Origin of the sequence: Yoonia sp. R2-816 (assembly GCF_046762905.1) — a bacterium.
Lineage (GTDB): Bacteria > Pseudomonadota > Alphaproteobacteria > Rhodobacterales > Rhodobacteraceae > Yoonia.
In genome coordinates, this window is record NZ_JBKQXN010000182.1 from 1 (window position 1) to 14,175 (window position 14,175).

The 14,175-nt window shown below is 60.1% G+C and carries 16 protein-coding genes; 7 read left to right on the top strand and 9 right to left on the bottom strand.

The genetic code is table 11. The features are described 5' to 3' along the window. Positions 1–331: 331 nt before the first annotated feature. Positions 332–1,018 carry a response regulator transcription factor gene (locus ACFWW2_RS08005; RefSeq protein ID WP_393927441.1) on the bottom strand — a complete coding sequence of 229 codons (687 nt, stop codon included), beginning with the start codon at positions 1,016–1,018 and terminating at the stop codon, positions 332–334. 157 nt (positions 1,019–1,175) lie between these two features. Here ACFWW2_RS08005 and ribA point away from each other — a divergent pair, with 157 nt between their 5' ends. Next, on the top strand, positions 1,176–2,252 hold the full coding sequence (gene ribA, locus ACFWW2_RS08010; protein ID WP_393927443.1) for a GTP cyclohydrolase II: 1,077 nt from the start codon (positions 1,176–1,178) through the stop codon (positions 2,250–2,252). Here the strand turns inward: ribA and ACFWW2_RS08015 are convergent. Continuing rightward, the gene (locus ACFWW2_RS08015) at positions 2,249–3,208 is read right to left on the bottom strand and encodes an NAD(P)-dependent alcohol dehydrogenase (protein WP_393927444.1); all 960 of its coding nucleotides are present in this window, start codon (positions 3,206–3,208) and stop codon (positions 2,249–2,251) included. The genes ribA and ACFWW2_RS08015 overlap by 4 nt on opposite strands. Before the next feature lie 53 nt (positions 3,209–3,261). Continuing rightward, on the bottom strand, positions 3,262–3,813 hold the full coding sequence (locus ACFWW2_RS08020) for a pyridoxamine 5'-phosphate oxidase family protein (RefSeq protein ID WP_393927446.1): 552 nt from the start codon (positions 3,811–3,813) through the stop codon (positions 3,262–3,264). Positions 3,814–3,958: 145 nt separating this feature from the next. Between ACFWW2_RS08020 and ACFWW2_RS08025 the strand changes: the two genes are divergently transcribed. The 3 genes from ACFWW2_RS08025 to ACFWW2_RS08035 all read left to right on the top strand — a co-directional run bounded on the left by ACFWW2_RS08025 (position 3,959) and on the right by ACFWW2_RS08035 (position 5,733). Further along, complete coding sequence (locus ACFWW2_RS08025; RefSeq protein ID WP_393927447.1) at positions 3,959–4,453, top strand: L,D-transpeptidase; 495 nt, start codon at positions 3,959–3,961, stop codon at positions 4,451–4,453. Between the two features lie 71 nt (positions 4,454–4,524). Continuing rightward, positions 4,525–5,007 (top strand): RNA pyrophosphohydrolase, encoded by a 483-nt coding sequence (locus ACFWW2_RS08030; protein ID WP_393927448.1) that lies wholly within the window; start codon positions 4,525–4,527, stop codon positions 5,005–5,007. 240 nt (positions 5,008–5,247) lie between these two features. After that, positions 5,248–5,733 (top strand): hypothetical protein, encoded by a 486-nt coding sequence (locus ACFWW2_RS08035; RefSeq protein ID WP_393927450.1) that lies wholly within the window; start codon positions 5,248–5,250, stop codon positions 5,731–5,733. Here ACFWW2_RS08035 and ACFWW2_RS08040 read toward each other — a convergent pair. Further along, entirely contained in the window at positions 5,713–6,891 is a 1,179-nt protein-coding gene (locus ACFWW2_RS08040) for a lytic murein transglycosylase (protein WP_393927451.1), read from the bottom strand. The two genes, ACFWW2_RS08035 and ACFWW2_RS08040, sit on opposite strands and share 21 nt — an antisense overlap. A 59-nt stretch (positions 6,892–6,950) precedes the next feature. Next, positions 6,951–7,685 carry a helix-turn-helix transcriptional regulator gene (locus ACFWW2_RS08045; RefSeq protein WP_393927452.1) on the bottom strand — a complete coding sequence of 245 codons (735 nt, stop codon included), beginning with the start codon at positions 7,683–7,685 and terminating at the stop codon, positions 6,951–6,953. A 76-nt stretch (positions 7,686–7,761) separates the two neighbouring features. Between ACFWW2_RS08045 and ACFWW2_RS08050 the strand changes: the two genes are divergently transcribed. After that, the gene (locus tag ACFWW2_RS08050) at positions 7,762–8,454 is read left to right on the top strand and encodes a glutathione S-transferase family protein (protein ID WP_393927453.1); all 693 of its coding nucleotides are present in this window, start codon (positions 7,762–7,764) and stop codon (positions 8,452–8,454) included. Beyond that, positions 8,451–8,855, top strand: a complete 405-nt coding sequence (locus tag ACFWW2_RS08055; protein WP_393927455.1) for a DUF1801 domain-containing protein — start codon at positions 8,451–8,453, stop codon at positions 8,853–8,855. Before ACFWW2_RS08050 ends, ACFWW2_RS08055 begins: the two co-directional genes overlap by 4 nt. On the opposite strand, the gene ACFWW2_RS08060 is transcribed toward ACFWW2_RS08055, so the two are convergent. Both ACFWW2_RS08060 and rnr read right to left on the bottom strand, forming a co-directional pair. After that, positions 8,856–9,134 carry a hypothetical protein gene (locus tag ACFWW2_RS08060; RefSeq protein ID WP_393927457.1) on the bottom strand — a complete coding sequence of 93 codons (279 nt, stop codon included), beginning with the start codon at positions 9,132–9,134 and terminating at the stop codon, positions 8,856–8,858. 138 nt (positions 9,135–9,272) lie between these two features. Further along, positions 9,273–11,528 carry a ribonuclease R gene (gene rnr / locus ACFWW2_RS08065; RefSeq protein WP_393927459.1) on the bottom strand — a complete coding sequence of 752 codons (2,256 nt, stop codon included), beginning with the start codon at positions 11,526–11,528 and terminating at the stop codon, positions 9,273–9,275. 88 nt (positions 11,529–11,616) lie between these two features. Here rnr and ACFWW2_RS08070 point away from each other — a divergent pair, with 88 nt between their 5' ends. Further along, entirely contained in the window at positions 11,617–11,973 is a 357-nt protein-coding gene (locus tag ACFWW2_RS08070; protein WP_393927460.1) for a DUF1428 domain-containing protein, read from the top strand. 60 nt (positions 11,974–12,033) lie between these two features. Here the strand turns inward: ACFWW2_RS08070 and dapE are convergent, their stop codons facing one another. Then, positions 12,034–13,179 carry a succinyl-diaminopimelate desuccinylase gene (dapE, locus tag ACFWW2_RS08075; RefSeq protein WP_393927461.1) on the bottom strand — a complete coding sequence of 382 codons (1,146 nt, stop codon included), beginning with the start codon at positions 13,177–13,179 and terminating at the stop codon, positions 12,034–12,036. A gap of 55 nt (positions 13,180–13,234) precedes the next feature. After that, positions 13,235–13,909 carry a DNA alkylation repair protein gene (locus ACFWW2_RS08080; protein ID WP_393927462.1) on the bottom strand — a complete coding sequence of 225 codons (675 nt, stop codon included), beginning with the start codon at positions 13,907–13,909 and terminating at the stop codon, positions 13,235–13,237. Between the last annotated feature and the right edge of the window lie 266 nt (positions 13,910–14,175).

Below are 14,175 nucleotides of genomic sequence, written 5' to 3' on the forward strand. Positions count from 1 at the left end.
CCTGAAAGGTGTTCTTGGCCAAATCAAGGCCGATTGTGGTAACTTGCATTGGGTGGCTCCTCTCATAAGCGGTTAACGACAACTGCACTATGGCGCATTGCGACGCCCGTTGAAGCAGGGGCCATCCACCCCATCCCGCACAGCCGTCTCACAAATCATAAACCTTCAATGATAGATTCATTCACCCGAAAGCGCGATTGGCCAAAAAAAAAACCCGGGCACAAGGCCCGGGCAAGTCCAACAGGGAGGTGGAGATATAACCCGATCTCCGGCGGGATTCTTGCGATTGACGGTCAGGATAGGGAGGTGACCCCAACCGCCAATACTCTCACTACGCCACTAATCTATAGCCACCAGATTCGGTCACAAGAAGGCGCGCATTGGACGGATCTGGTTCTATTTTTTGGCGAAGACGGTAAATATGTGTCTCCAATGTGTGCGTCGTCACGCCCGCATTATACCCCCACACTTCGTGGAGCAGGACGTCGCGGGCCACAACACCTTCGCTCGAACGGTAAAGAAACTTGAGGATATTGGTCTCTTTCTCGGTCAGGCGGACTTTCTTGTCGTCCTCGGTGACCAGCATTTTCTGGGCAGGCTTGAATGTATATGGCCCCAATTGGAACACAGCATCCTCTGACTGCTCATGCGTGCGCAACTGGCTGCGAATCCGTGCCAGCAGCACCGGAAACTTGAATGGTTTGCTGACATAATCGTTCGCACCGGCATCCAGACCCAGGATGGTGTCGGCATCGCTGTCCTGTGCGGTCAGCATGACAATCGGGCATTTGATGCCCTGCTTGCGCATCACGCGGCACAGCTCGCGCCCATCGGTATCGGGCAAGCCCACATCAAGGATCATCAAATCATAAAGACCCTCTTTAGATTTGACCAATGCGCTCGCGCCATCATCGGCTTCAAACACATCAAATTCATCCGTCATCAGCAGCTGTTCACCCAGCGCCTCGCGCAGATCGTCATCGTCATCGACGAGCAAAATTCTCTTGGCTTGTGCCATGATGGCCTCCTTCGGTTCGTTACTAGAAATGTGTTTGGATTACGTTTCAGGCAAGCCGCTATTCCAAACACTCACAGGGTCGTGTCCGTTCATGGGCAAATGTTTCACTTCTGCCGTAAAACGGTCTATCTGATGAAACAAACACAGGCGGTAAGCGATGGGATTGTCCCCCGATATTACAGAACGGCTGGCCCGCGCCCGGGCTGATCTGCGCATGGGCGTGCCTGTTGTGCTGCAAGGCGGCGCGCTGATCCTGGCGGTCGAGACGCTGAATGCCGCCCGGCTGGCTGATCTGCGCGCCCTAGGCGGTGATCCGGTATTGGCGGTGACAAGCTGGCGGGCCGAAACGCTCAAGGCCCGCGCCTATGACGGCGATATCGCCCGGATCGTCCTGCCCGGCGATGCCTCGCTCTCATGGGTGCAGTCCATTGCCGATCCTGCCGATGATCTGCGCGTCCCGATGAAAGGGCCCCTGCGCAGTGCGCGCGACGGGTCCGCCCATCTGCACCGGGCGGCCATCGCCTTGTGCAAGGCGGCCCGGTTGCTGCCTGCCGCGCTGGTTCTGCCGATGGACAACGTCAAAACCTTCGCGGCTACTCACAATCTGACACTGATCCCCGCCGACGCGGTGGTCGATACCGCCCTCAGCCCGTTGCATCCGATCATCAGCGCCCGCGTCCCGCTATCGGTTTCAGAAGCCGGGCGCTTGCACATTTTCCGCCCCGATGACGGGGCAGAGGAACATTACGCCGTCGAAATTGGCCAACCGGATCGGTCCAAACCTGTCCTGTCCCGCCTGCATTCGGCCTGTTTCACCGGCGACTTGCTGGGGTCACTGAAATGCGACTGTGGCCCGCAACTGCACGCCGCACTGGCCCAGATGGGCGCGGAAGGGGCAGGCGTTCTGCTATATCTCAATCAAGAGGGCCGGGGGATTGGCCTCGCCAACAAAATGCGCGCCTATTCCTTGCAGGACCAAGGGTTTGACACGGTCGAGGCCAATCACCGGCTGGGGTTCGAGGATGATGAACGCGATTTCCGGATCGGGGCCGAGATCCTCAAACGCATGGGGTTTTCATCCGTCCGCCTGCTGACCAACAATCCGCGCAAGGTCACGCGGATGGAACATTGCGGGATTACCGTGACCGAACGGGTGCCGCTCAAGGTCGGGGAAAACCGCCATAACGCGCACTATCTTGCGACGAAGGCCACCAAATCGGGGCATTTGCTTTAGCCATTCGGCAAAACCACCAGCTTGCCTGCTGCCGCACCCGCGCCAACCTGCGCCAGCGCCTCTGGCACACCGTCCAATCCCAACGTTCCCGCAATCTCCGGTGTCAGCTTGCCTTCCATGGCCAGCGCACCGATGCGATCCAATGTTGCGGGGTCGCCTTCGGCAGCGCCCACACCGATCTTTTTGCCGCTCACCACTCCGCGCGCAAAGCCCACGAACAATGCCGAAAACAGCGCCCGCATCGTCCCGCCGATCAGCCGGTAACGGCCACCGTGGGCCAGTATCGGGGCAATCCGACGCATCGGGCGGGTCCCTACCAGATCAAGGATCAGGTCATAGTGCACATCTTCATCCGCAAAATCGGTGCTGCGATAGTCAATCACCCTGTCCGCGCCGCGCGCCTGCATGAACGCGGCCTTGCCCGCATGATCAACACCCGTGACATGGGCGCCAGCTTCCTTGGCCAGTTGAATAGCCAGTGGGCCGGATGCGCCACCGGCCCCGTTGATCAGCACCTTCTGCCCCGCTTTCACGCCTTTTGTTCCAGCTAAAGCGATACTGCCCGGCTGGGGCAGGGCGGCGGCGGTCACATTGTCCAAATCTTCCGGCACACGGGCCAGACGGTTTACGGGCAGCGTACATTCCTGTGCAAACCCACCCCCGCGCATTACCACCTCGGCCCATACCCTGTCGCCGACGGCCCAATCGGTAACCCCATCGCCCAGCGCAACAATCTCGCCCACAATGTCAGACCCCAGAACCGGACGACCGGGGCGAAACAAGCCTCCCAATCGGGCATAAAGCGGTGAACCGGTCAGGTTTTCCCAGTCCGACAGGTTGATGCCACAGGCCAGCACCTTCACCCGAACCTCGGCCTTTTTCGGCTCCGGCACCGGCAAGTCCACAAGGCTCAACCGGTCCGGACCCCCATATTCATGATATGTCACTGCGCGCATCTGATGCCCCCTCTTCAATGACATAGAGGGTCACAGCGGGCGACAAAAGCCCATCAGCTATCGCCAAAAATCCCGGTTTCGGCACCATCAATGCTCTCGACATTCTTGCGCCGCCAGTAATCGCGCACGCCATCCTCGCCCATATCGGCGTAATAGGGCAGCAATTCCTCTGGCCCGCGCTGTTTTTCAAAAGCCATCAGCGGCACGCCGGTCCCGCAGGATGTCTGGACCATATCAATGGTCATATCAAAAATCTGGCGGCTGCCCGCCATGGGCGGAAACTGTGCGACAGCCTCATCCCAGCCGGTATCATGCGGATGCAACACCGTGGCTGTCCCATAAACACGCAGGATCAGCGCATCGCCTTCAAATGCACAAAACATCAGGGTCATCCGGTTGGTATCGCGCAGATGGGCGGCGGTTTCATTGCCACTGCCGGTCAGGTTCAGCCAGACGATGCGGGTGTCTCCCATCACACGCAGCGAATCCATACCCTTGGGTGACACATTCACCTGGCCACCGGCTGCGGCCGTGGCCACAAAGAACAGATGCTGGCGCTTGATAAAGTCTGTCAGTGTACCATTCAGTTTCTTGCCAATCGCCATGCGCGCCTCCATTCATTTACTGGAACGTAACATGAACAAATACATGTTCACAATGCTGCTGTCACCAAAGGGGCATCCGCGATAACCCTTTGGAAACCCACAAACGATTCGCGTATACGTTATAAACTATGGTTTATTTGACCCCATGAAATCCACCGATCTTGTCGTCACCCCAACGCACCTGCGGTTCCTGAACCGGACCTTTGCCCGGACCATCGGGTGGGGCGGGGTCACGAACCGCAAGGCCGAAGGGGATGGTGCAACCCCCCAAGGCACCCACCGGATCGTGGGGATGCTCTACCGGCCCGACCGGCTGAAAAAACCCAGCGACTGGGCCTTGCCGATCCGCCCCGGCGACCTTTGGTCCGACGATATCCGCGACCCAGACTACAACCTGATGGTGAAAAAACCCCACAAATACAGGGCGGAAACGCTGCGGCGCGCCGATCCGATGTATGACGTGATCATTCTGACGGACTGGAACTGGCCTTACGCGGTTAAGGGGCGCGGCTCTGCGATTTTTATGCATCAATGGCGCGGTCCGGGGCGGCCAACCGCAGGCTGCGTGGCCGTATCGCGCACCGATCTTTTGTGGATCGCCGCCCGCATCAGATACGAAACGCGGCTTGTTATCCGATAACCATTCGCGCGCGGATATTCTTGCCTCAGTCAACGCAGAGGCATTCAAAGATGAAACACCAAGGTCCATTTATGACACCCGAAGAAATCGAACAGCTTCCCTATCGCCCCTGCGTGGGCGTCATGCTCGCCAATACCCGCGGGCATGTCTTTGTCGGGCAGCGGATCGACCGCGAACAGGCGGCTTGGCAGATGCCACAAGGCGGCGTCGACAAAGGGGAAAAGACGCTTGATGCAGCACTGCGCGAATTGGAAGAAGAAACGGGCATCACACCCAACCTTGTTACCATTGAAAGCGAAACCGCAGGACTGATCCGGTATGATGTCCCGCATGAGCTGGTGCCGAACATCTGGAAGGGGCGGTATCGGGGGCAGGAACAGAAATGGTTCCTGATGCGCTTCCATGGGGCAGATGATCAGATCAACCTGCAGACCAAACATCCGGAGTTCTCGGCGTGGAAATGGCTGCCCAAGACCGAACTGCCCGACGCAATCGTCCCCTTCAAGCGGGCAGTTTATGAACAGGTACTGGCAGAGTTCGACGATAAGCTCTGACAGGTGTCTCTGGCCCTAACCTGCGGCCCTACGCACTGATCCAAACTTACCGATGTGATGGCGGCGCATTTCATAATCCGTCGCCGTCACATTTGACATCATCACATCCTGCGCGCGGGGCCAAACCTGCCAACCGTTGAAATATTCGACAAAAATGACGGTCTATTCAAAGGTTCGGTGCTGCAGAAACGTCTTATCCCTATAAGATGCCACTCAATGCACCAGACAGGAGCAATATCGATGAAATCCGTCTTTCTGGCCCTCGGCCTAACCGCGCTTGCCACCCAAGCCACCGCCCTCAGCTGTCTGCGCCCCGATCCGATCGAGACGTTCCAGCGTGTCGCAGCAGCCCCCGAAGGCTATTTTGTCCTTTATGGGCAGATGACATTCGACGAAAGCGCGCTGCCCGCCGGCGTGTCCAACGACAACATCCGCGACCCTGACCCGATCCCGGCCCAGTTCACGGGCAAGGGGCTGACGATGCAGGGCTTTACCTCCGACTATGTCAGCCCCGTGACCCTTCAGGTTGGTTGCGCGGGGCCATGGTGTGGCTCTGCCCGTAGCGGGGTCGATGCCATCTACTTTGTGCGCGCCGACGATCCGCCCGTGACCATGCAGGCCGGGCCCTGCGGTGGCATGATCTTTGAAGAACCTGATCAGGCGACGCTCGATATGCTCACATCCTGCATGCAGGGCGGGGCCTGTTCACCGCAACCGCTGCAATAGGCGCAGCGAAGCATATCCATCCGCAGGCAGGCCCTGACTACGCTGATAGGCCCGGATCGCGGCCATGGAATTTGGCCCGATCCGCCCGTCAACACCCCCGGTGGAAAAGCCCGCATTGGTTAACCGTTGCTGCAATTCGCGCCGCTCCGCGCGGGTCAAACCGCGCTCACCCGCTGGCCATTGGGTACGTAGCGGCCCCATGCCGCGAATACGGTCGCCCAAATGCCCGACGCCAATGATATAGGCCTGCGCGTTGTTATAGCGCGAAATCGTGGTGTAATTTGCGAAGATCAGAAAGGCAGGACCACCCGCACCCGTGGGCATGATCAGCGACGCCTCACCATAATTGGGCACCGCATTGCCATCGACACCGCGAACGCCAAGCTGCGCCCACGCAGCAGGTGATCGGCGCGATGTCTGGCCAAAGTCAAAGCCTCGCGGCAACAGCACTTCGACCCCCCAGGGCTGGCCACGGCGCCAGTTGAACCGGCGGAAATAGGCAGCGGTGGAGGCCAGCGCGTCACTGGGATCGTCCGCCCAGATATCGCGGCGACCATCACCGGTGAAATCCACGGCATAAGCCTGATAGGATGTGGGGATGAACTGGGTATGGCCCATCGCCCCCGCCCATGATCCGGTCATGTTACGCGGGGCCACATCACCACGCTGCAGGATGCGCAGCGCCGCAATCAGTTGCTCCTCAAAAAACCGGCCCCGCCGCCCGTCATAAGCCAGCGTCGCCAAGGTCGAGATCAGGGGCACATCACCGCGCCGCTGGCCGTAATTCGTCTCCATCCCCCAGACGGCGACAACGACATGGGGTTCAACCTGATAGGTCGCCTCGATCCGGGCCAGCACATTGGCATATTGGCGCACCATCGCCCGCCCGTTCGTCACCCGCGCATCGGATGCGGCCGTGGCCATATACTCGCCCAGCGGTTTGACGAATTCGGCCTGATTGCGGTCGCGGCGGATACTGTCCGGCAGATACTGCACCCCGGCAAAGGCCGCATCGAACGTGCGGTCCGAAATACCCGCCGCCCGCGCGCGGGACCGGAACCCGGCGATCCAGTTGCCAAAACCGCTCGCCTGCGCCTGCGCAGTGCTGCCCAGTGCTGCCGCTGAAATACCTGTTGCGATGAACTGCCTGCGATCCATATCCGAACCTCCACCTGTTATTTTTGCACCTACTTAGCGCAAAGGCGGACCAAGCGAAATCAACTCTCCGCCATCACATGTTTTTTCGGAACCATCACGCTGGGTTCCGGCCAGCAGTTTGACAAAACCTCAATCGCCTCGCGCAGCATCGGCACCCGGCGAGGGCGGAAACTGGCGTCGGTCACGGTCAGGTTCTGCATCCGGTCCAGCCTGAAATTGCGATAGGCCTGCCGCAAATGACACCAGGCGATCAGATTGTGGGTCTCTTTCAGAAACACGATGCTCAGCGGATCGACCCGGCGCTTCGTCGCCGCACCCATGGCGTCAATATAGTCAATCTCGATCGTCCGCTCATCCCATGTGGCCCGCCGCAAGGCGCGCACATCAACGGTGGGCAACGGCGGGCGCACAATCCGGTCGGCATGCAGCACGGCATATTGCAGCCGATGCGCCTGAGCGCTGGGCAGACGCGCCTGCAGCTTTGCCACCGCGTTCTGGGCAGCCTGCGCCAGATCAGGGTCGGCCACCGCCTGCACCTCGCGCAGTCCCAGCACGATCGCCTCGATCTCTTCATCGTCGAACATCATCGGGGGCAGGGCGGCATCTTCGGTCAGGGCATAGCCATATCCGGCGGTGCCGTCGATGATCGCCCCCAACCCGCGCAATGCCTCGATATCACGGTACAGCGTGCGCAGCGACACGCCCGTATCATCCGCCAACTGCCGGGCTGTGACCGGTGGGGCATGGCGGCGCAGTGATTGCATCAACTGAAACAGGCGGGCGGTGCGAGACATGCAGCCATCATAACATTGCTGCCAGAAACTGTCAGCACCTTCCGGCATAAACCTCTCAAACGCACAGGAGAGTACAATGATCACCCTCATCACCTACAGGTCCGGCTTCGGCCAACCCAGCTTCAGCCCCTTTTGCGTCAAGGCGATGTGGCTCTTGCAAGCTGCCGGCGTCGCATGGCAGCGCGAAGACAGCAACGACCCGCGCAAGATGCCCTACGCCAAACTGCCAGCCATCCGCACACCGCACGGGCTGATCGCCGACAGCCACAACATCCAAACCTATCTAGAGAAACAGGGGGCGGATTTCTGGGGCAAAGCCGTTGACCGGGTCACGGGCCACGCCCTGATCCGCATGGCCGAGGAGCATATGTATTTCCACATCGTCCTCGACCGCTGGGGGAATGAAGAGGTCTGGCCGATCATCCGCGAAAACTATTTCGCCGATATCCCCGCGCTGCTGCGTCGCCCGATCACAAACAGCATCCGCAAGGCGACGCTGAAAGGGATGCATGCCCAAGGGCTCGGGCGGTTCAGCCCGGATGAACGGCTGGACCGGATCGAAGGCGATCTGACAGCAATCGCCGCCCAACTCGATGGCCGTCCCTACCTGATGGGCGACCAGATCAGCCTGCCGGACTATACCGTCGCAGCGATGCTGGGTGCGGCCATGGCCACACCACTTCCGACCAAACTGAACCAACGGGTGGTGAATGATCCGGTTCTGGCCGATTATGCGACCCGTGTTAGCGAAAAGATGGCCGTCACATGATACGTCCCTTCGATGACCCGGCGGTTGCGGCCGCCTTTGACGCGTTCCCGCCCGCGCCGCGGGAAACAGCACTGCAACTGCGCGACCTGATTTTCAGCGTGGCCTGGGACGCGCCACAGGTCGGCCAGATCGAAGAAACGCTGAAATGGGGACAGCCATCCTACCTGACGTCAGAGACGCAATCAGGGTCCACCCTGCGGATCGGAATGCCCAAACAAGGGGGCTGCGCACTCTACGCCCATTGCGCAACGGATATCATCAGCACCTATGCGGCCACCTTTCCGGGCAGCGACCGGATCGAAGGGAACAGGGCAGTCATCTTTCAGCAGGCCGACGATATCGTGCCCGACAGGCTACGGCTTTTGATCTATCACGGGCTGACCTATCACCTGAACCGGTGATCAGCCCAGGATGGAGCCATAGCTGGTATCACGCATCACCAGACGATCACCCTCCAACTCCAGACGACGGGTGCGTCCGGCGGCGGTGGCATCAAAGGGCACAGTGCTGCAATCGTCGCAGCCGCCCACCGCATCCATCCAGGACAGATCAGCCTGCCGGTTCAGCATGTGGCGGACCACCATCTTGCGCTGGGTGGCCTGGTCTTGGGTCTTGAAACCGATATGGGCGTTCATGGCAGCAACTCCGATCCTGTCGTCATCGGCAGTTTTCCCCTGCATTGCGGCCAGATCGTGTCAGACATGGCGCGAAATTGGACATTTATTGCGATGCTGGGATCGGTTTGGTGCCGCAAAGTTAAGAAACGATTACAATGGCTTTTGTGAGTGATGATTGTTGCGATCTCTGCCGGGTCAGCCCTATTTGCGCGTGCGTTTGACCTTTCGCGCGGTCTTGGCGGCTTTCTTTTTCGCTGATCCCACCTTGCGCCGGGGCGGCTTGCCGCGTCCTTTGGACGGGCCGCGCGGCATGATCTTTTCGTCCAGCTTGATCAATTCCACGATCAATCCGCCGGTAACCGGCGCGGCCTCGGTCAGTTTGACCGTGACCCGTTGTCCCAGCCCGATGACCATCCCGCTGTCAGACCCCATCAATGTCTGGCTTTCGGGGTCATAATGAAAATATTCCGCCCCAAGCGTGCGGATCGGGATCATCGCGTCAGCCCCGGTTTCGTCCAGCTTCACGAAGACACCGAATTTCGCAATCCCGCTGATCCGGCCGGTCAGTTCCGCCCCGATCCGGTCTGATAGAAACGCCGCCAGATAGCGGTCCGTCGTGTCCCGTTCCGCGGTCATCGACCGGCGTTCGGTATCGCTGATCTGCTTGGCGGTGTCGGCCAGATGTTCGATATCCCATGGGCTCAGCCCGTCCTTGCCCCAGCCATGGGCGGCGATCAGCGCACGATGTGCGATCAGATCGGAATACCGTCGGATCGGCGATGTGAAATGCGCATAGGCCCGCAGCGCCAGCCCGAAATGGCCAAAGTTTTCCGGGTTGTAATAGGCCTGGGTCATCGACCGCAACGTGGCCATGTTGATCAGCTCATCATGCTCCGTGCCTTCTGCCCCGGCCAGAAGCTTGTTCAGATGCGCGGTCTTCAAAACCTGCCCCTTCGCCAGCACAAGGCCAGAGGCCTGCGCCACCTCGCGCAATGCATCCAGCTTTTCGGGGCTCGGTTCTTCATGCACCCGGAACAGCAGCGGCGATTTCTTGGCAATCAGTGTCTCGGCCGCGGCCACATTGGCCAGCACCATGAATTCCTCGATCAAACGATGCGCATCCAGCCGTTCCTTGTATTGAACCGAGGTCACCTTGCCCTTGTCATCCAGCACAATCTCGCGCTCCGGCAGGTCCAGATCAAGCGGCTGGCGGGCGGCGCGGGCCTTGGTCAACGCGTCATAGGCGGCAAAAAGCGGACGGATGATATCACCCATCAGGGGTGCCACCTTGTCATTGGGGCGCCCGTCCATCCCCGCCTGCACTTCTTGATAATTCAGCGAGGCGACAGACTTCATCAGTCCACGATGAAATTCATGGCCGATCTTCTGGCCCTTGCTGTCGATCCGCATGGCGACAGCCAGACAGGCGCGCTCCACCCCTTCATGCAGCGAACACAGATCGCCCGACAAACGGTCCGGCAGCATCGGCACCACGCGATCCGGAAAATAGGTCGAATTGCCCCGCTTGCGTGCCTCACGGTCCAGTTCAGACCCCGGCGTCACATAATGGGCGACATCGGCAATGGCGACCCAGATGATGAACCCGCCATCGTTCTTCGGATCGGTGTCAGCCTCGACAAAGCACGCATCATCATGATCGCGCGCATCCCACGGATCAATGGTGATCAGGGGCATGTCGCGCAGATCCTTGCGGCCCTTCAACCCGGCAGGCTTGGCCGCATCCGCCTCAGCCACAACCTCATCAGGGAAATGGTCGGGAATACCGTGCTGATGGATCGCAATCAGGGACACCGCGCGCGGTTCTGTCGGGTCACCCAACCGGGCCACGATCCGCGCCTTGGGCAGACCCAAGCGGCCCTTCGGCCCGGCCTGTTCCGCTTCGACCAGCTCACCATCCTTGGCACCACCCGTGGCACCGGCGGCCACCACCCATTGCCTGTCGGCCCCCTTGTCGATGGGCATGACACGGCCGCCTTCAGACCCGGCACGAAACACGCCTAAGATACGCAGCGGGTTGGTGCCGATCCGGCGGATCATGCGGGCGGTGTGGGTATGATCTTCGGTCTTGTCGACCGTCAGACGACCCAGAATACGGTCACCGGCCCCTAGCGCGGGATCAGAGGACCGCAACATCATCAGCACCCGCGGCTCTGGCCCTTGCCCTGTCCATTCCAGCGGGCGGGCAAACAGATCGCCATCTGTATCGGGGGCCAGCACCTCCAGCACGGCCACCGGGGGCAGATCCTCGGCATCGCGATAGGATGACCGGCGCTTGGCCAGCTTGCCTTCGTCCTGCAGCTCTTTCAGCAAACGTTTCAGGTCAATGCGGGCCGCGCCCTTGATCCCGAACGCCTTGGCGATATCGCGTTTGGCGGCCTTTGTGGGGTTCTCTGAAATCCACTGCAGAATTTCGGACTTGGAGGGAATACGTGTCATGAGAACCGCCTAACATGGCGCGCGCCGGGCGTCATCCCAATAGGCTGCACCATGCTATACTCCAACAGTCGCAAAAGGAGGAACGCCGATGTATGTTGCAGGTTTCATTATCCCTGTCCCGGCAGAAAATCGCGTGCGTTATCAGGGCTGGGCAGAAAAAAGCGCCAGCCTGATGAAAGAACTTGGCTGTCTGGAAGTCGTCGAAGCCTGGGAGGATAACGTCCCCGATGGCCAGCAGACCGATTTCCGCCGGGCCGTCGCCGCACAGCCCGACGAAAAAATCGTGTTCAGCTGGCAGATCTGGCCCGACAAAGCGACCGTCGGCGCGGCAGAGGCCACAATGCGCAGCGACCCGCGCTTTGACCTGCCGGACGACATTCCATTCGACCCCAAACGCCTGATCTTCGGCAGTTTCGATCCGCTTCTGGTCATCGGCCGCGGCTGACGCCCAAAATCCTTCAAAGGATTTTGCCAAGGCTTTTCGAAAAGCCTTGGTCCCGCGCGATCAGGCGAAATACTCCGTCAAAATCCGCTTGTAGATCGTCTTCAACTGGCTGATCTGCTCAACCGAAACCCGTTCATCCACCTGATGCATGGTCTTGCCCACCAGCCCGAACTCCACCACCGGGCAATGATCCTTGACGAAACGGGCATCCGATGTCCCGCCAGAGGTGGACAGGACAGGTTTCACCCCGGTCTCGGCCTCGACCGCCGCCGCCACCAGATCGGACAGATCGCCGGGTGGCGTCAGAAAGCTTTCACCAGACACTTTCACATTGATATCCACATCCACGTCGAATTCCTCGGTCACGTGGCCCGCCTCTTCTCCGATCCAATCGACAATCGACTGGCTGGAATGGGCATCGTTGAAGCGCACATTCACCGTCGCCCGCGTCGCCGCCGGGATCACGTTGGTCGCGGCATTGCTGGTATCAATCGTCACGACCGCCAGCGTTGACGGGTCGAAATGCTCGGTCCCTTCATCCAGCACATGGGATGACAACCGGTCCACCAGACGCGCCATGGCGGGCAGGGGGTTCTTGGCCCGGTGCGGATAGGCGGCATGGCCTTGCACACCGCGCACGGTCAGCCACGCGGTCAGCGACCCGCGCCGCCCGATCTTCATTGCCTCGCCCATCACATCCGGGCAGGTGGGTTCACCCACCAGACAGACCGACATCGCCTCACCCTCCGCAGCCATCCAGTCCAGCAGCGCGGTGGTGCCATGCAGCGCATCCGCCTCCTCATCCCCGGTGATGGCCAGCACAACGGCACCATCGGGGGGCGTTTCATGGACAAAATCAATCGCAGCAGCGGCAAAGGCGGCCACCCCCGATTTCATGTCAGTCGCACCCCGGCCATAAAGGTAGCCGTTCTTGATTTCGCCCCCGAAGGGCAGCACCGACCAATCGTTCTCATTGCCCAGCGGCACCACATCCGTATGGCCGTTAAAACCAAACGTGCGATTGGCCCCCTTGCGCCCCCAGCGGGCATAAAGATTGGCAATCCCGCCGCGATCCACCCGTGTGCATTCAAACCCGCCAGCCGTCAGCAGCTTTTCCAGCAGCACAAGTGCACCGCCTTCGGCTGGCGTGACAGAGGGGCAGCGGACCAGATCAGCGGTCAGGGCAACGGGATCAACAGGGGTCATGGCAAGGCTCCTTTGCGCTATGGCTAGCCGGTGCGGAGGCGGGATGCAATTTGCTTCAGCCCAGTTTTGCCAGCACCTTGTCGCTTTCCAGCTCTTTCAACGCATGACGACCAATCCATGCGGCTGTCTTGTGATCATGGTCGGACAAGTCACGGGCAAAGTCTCGGGCCGCCCGGTTCAACGCTGCATTCCGCTTGCCAGTCGCCCGCAGGGCCATATCGACAGCCTTCTTGACCAATGGGCGCGGGTCCCTCGCCGCCTCACGTATCAACGGGAAGGTATCAATAAACGCCTGATCAGCCGCTGCCTTGTCATGCACCGACAGCGCCCAGATCAAGGCGAACCCGGCACGGCGCACAAACTCGCGGCGGTCCGGTGCCCACAGATGCACCTTGTCCCAGCGATAGGGCGTTTGATCCAGCAGGCTGAAACAGGCGGTATCGCAAATCGCCCAATTGTCGAAATCCGCCGCCCACTGATCCGCTTCTTCAGACGGTATCTTGTCAGCCTCGGCGATAAACACGGCCATGGTCCGGGCTTCATACCGGCCATCGGCCCAAAGCGCGCGGGCAACGGCATGGTCCTTGCCCAACTGCTTGGCCTGTTTCTTCATCACCCCCATCGGCACGCCAAAGGCACGGTCGTTGGGGATGCCGTAGCGGGCCATATCCGCCACATGATCCGGCGTGCCCGTCTGTTTCAGCCAATTGATAATCTTATTCGCCGTCATGTGGTGAAACTATCCCGTCATGTGGCCGGTGTCGAAACCTTAACGCTGCATTCACACTTGCACCGTGCGCTGTGTTCATCCGGCAAAATCGCCCAAAAGGGTCCGACGCAAGTCCGACGTTTTGCCGACGCGATGCCGACCGGCCATTTTGGCGAAAAACCTCAGCATTAAGGGTGATTCGCCTGCAAATGCATTTCCGGGCTGTTGCGTCCGCGCGGTCCCCCCACCGAACGTTGCGTCGCCATGCGCTTCGCATACACTGGCGC

What these genes read in the sequence shown, in the direction of transcription:
- ACFWW2_RS08005 (WP_393927441.1), bottom strand. Translation starts at nt 1,018, where the DNA reads ATGGCACAAGCCAAGAGAATTTTGCTCGTCGATGACGATGACGATCTG.
- ribA (WP_393927443.1), top strand. Translation starts at nt 1,176, where the DNA reads ATGGGATTGTCCCCCGATATTACAGAACGGCTGGCCCGCGCCCGGGCT.
- ACFWW2_RS08015 (WP_393927444.1), bottom strand. Translation starts at nt 3,208, where the DNA reads ATGCGCGCAGTGACATATCATGAATATGGGGGTCCGGACCGGTTGAGC.
- ACFWW2_RS08020 (WP_393927446.1), bottom strand. Translation starts at nt 3,813, where the DNA reads ATGGCGATTGGCAAGAAACTGAATGGTACACTGACAGACTTTATCAAG.
- ACFWW2_RS08025 (WP_393927447.1), top strand. Translation starts at nt 3,959, where the DNA reads ATGAAATCCACCGATCTTGTCGTCACCCCAACGCACCTGCGGTTCCTG.
- ACFWW2_RS08030 (WP_393927448.1), top strand. Translation starts at nt 4,525, where the DNA reads ATGACACCCGAAGAAATCGAACAGCTTCCCTATCGCCCCTGCGTGGGC.
- ACFWW2_RS08035 (WP_393927450.1), top strand. Translation starts at nt 5,248, where the DNA reads ATGAAATCCGTCTTTCTGGCCCTCGGCCTAACCGCGCTTGCCACCCAA.
- ACFWW2_RS08040 (WP_393927451.1), bottom strand. Translation starts at nt 6,891, where the DNA reads ATGGATCGCAGGCAGTTCATCGCAACAGGTATTTCAGCGGCAGCACTG.
- ACFWW2_RS08045 (WP_393927452.1), bottom strand. Translation starts at nt 7,685, where the DNA reads ATGTCTCGCACCGCCCGCCTGTTTCAGTTGATGCAATCACTGCGCCGC.
- ACFWW2_RS08050 (WP_393927453.1), top strand. Translation starts at nt 7,762, where the DNA reads ATGATCACCCTCATCACCTACAGGTCCGGCTTCGGCCAACCCAGCTTC.
- ACFWW2_RS08055 (WP_393927455.1), top strand. Translation starts at nt 8,451, where the DNA reads ATGATACGTCCCTTCGATGACCCGGCGGTTGCGGCCGCCTTTGACGCG.
- ACFWW2_RS08060 (WP_393927457.1), bottom strand. Translation starts at nt 9,134, where the DNA reads ATGCAGGGGAAAACTGCCGATGACGACAGGATCGGAGTTGCTGCCATG.
- rnr (WP_393927459.1), bottom strand. Translation starts at nt 11,528, where the DNA reads ATGACACGTATTCCCTCCAAGTCCGAAATTCTGCAGTGGATTTCAGAG.
- ACFWW2_RS08070 (WP_393927460.1), top strand. Translation starts at nt 11,617, where the DNA reads ATGTATGTTGCAGGTTTCATTATCCCTGTCCCGGCAGAAAATCGCGTG.
- dapE (WP_393927461.1), bottom strand. Translation starts at nt 13,179, where the DNA reads ATGACCCCTGTTGATCCCGTTGCCCTGACCGCTGATCTGGTCCGCTGC.
- ACFWW2_RS08080 (WP_393927462.1), bottom strand. Translation starts at nt 13,909, where the DNA reads ATGACGGCGAATAAGATTATCAATTGGCTGAAACAGACGGGCACGCCG.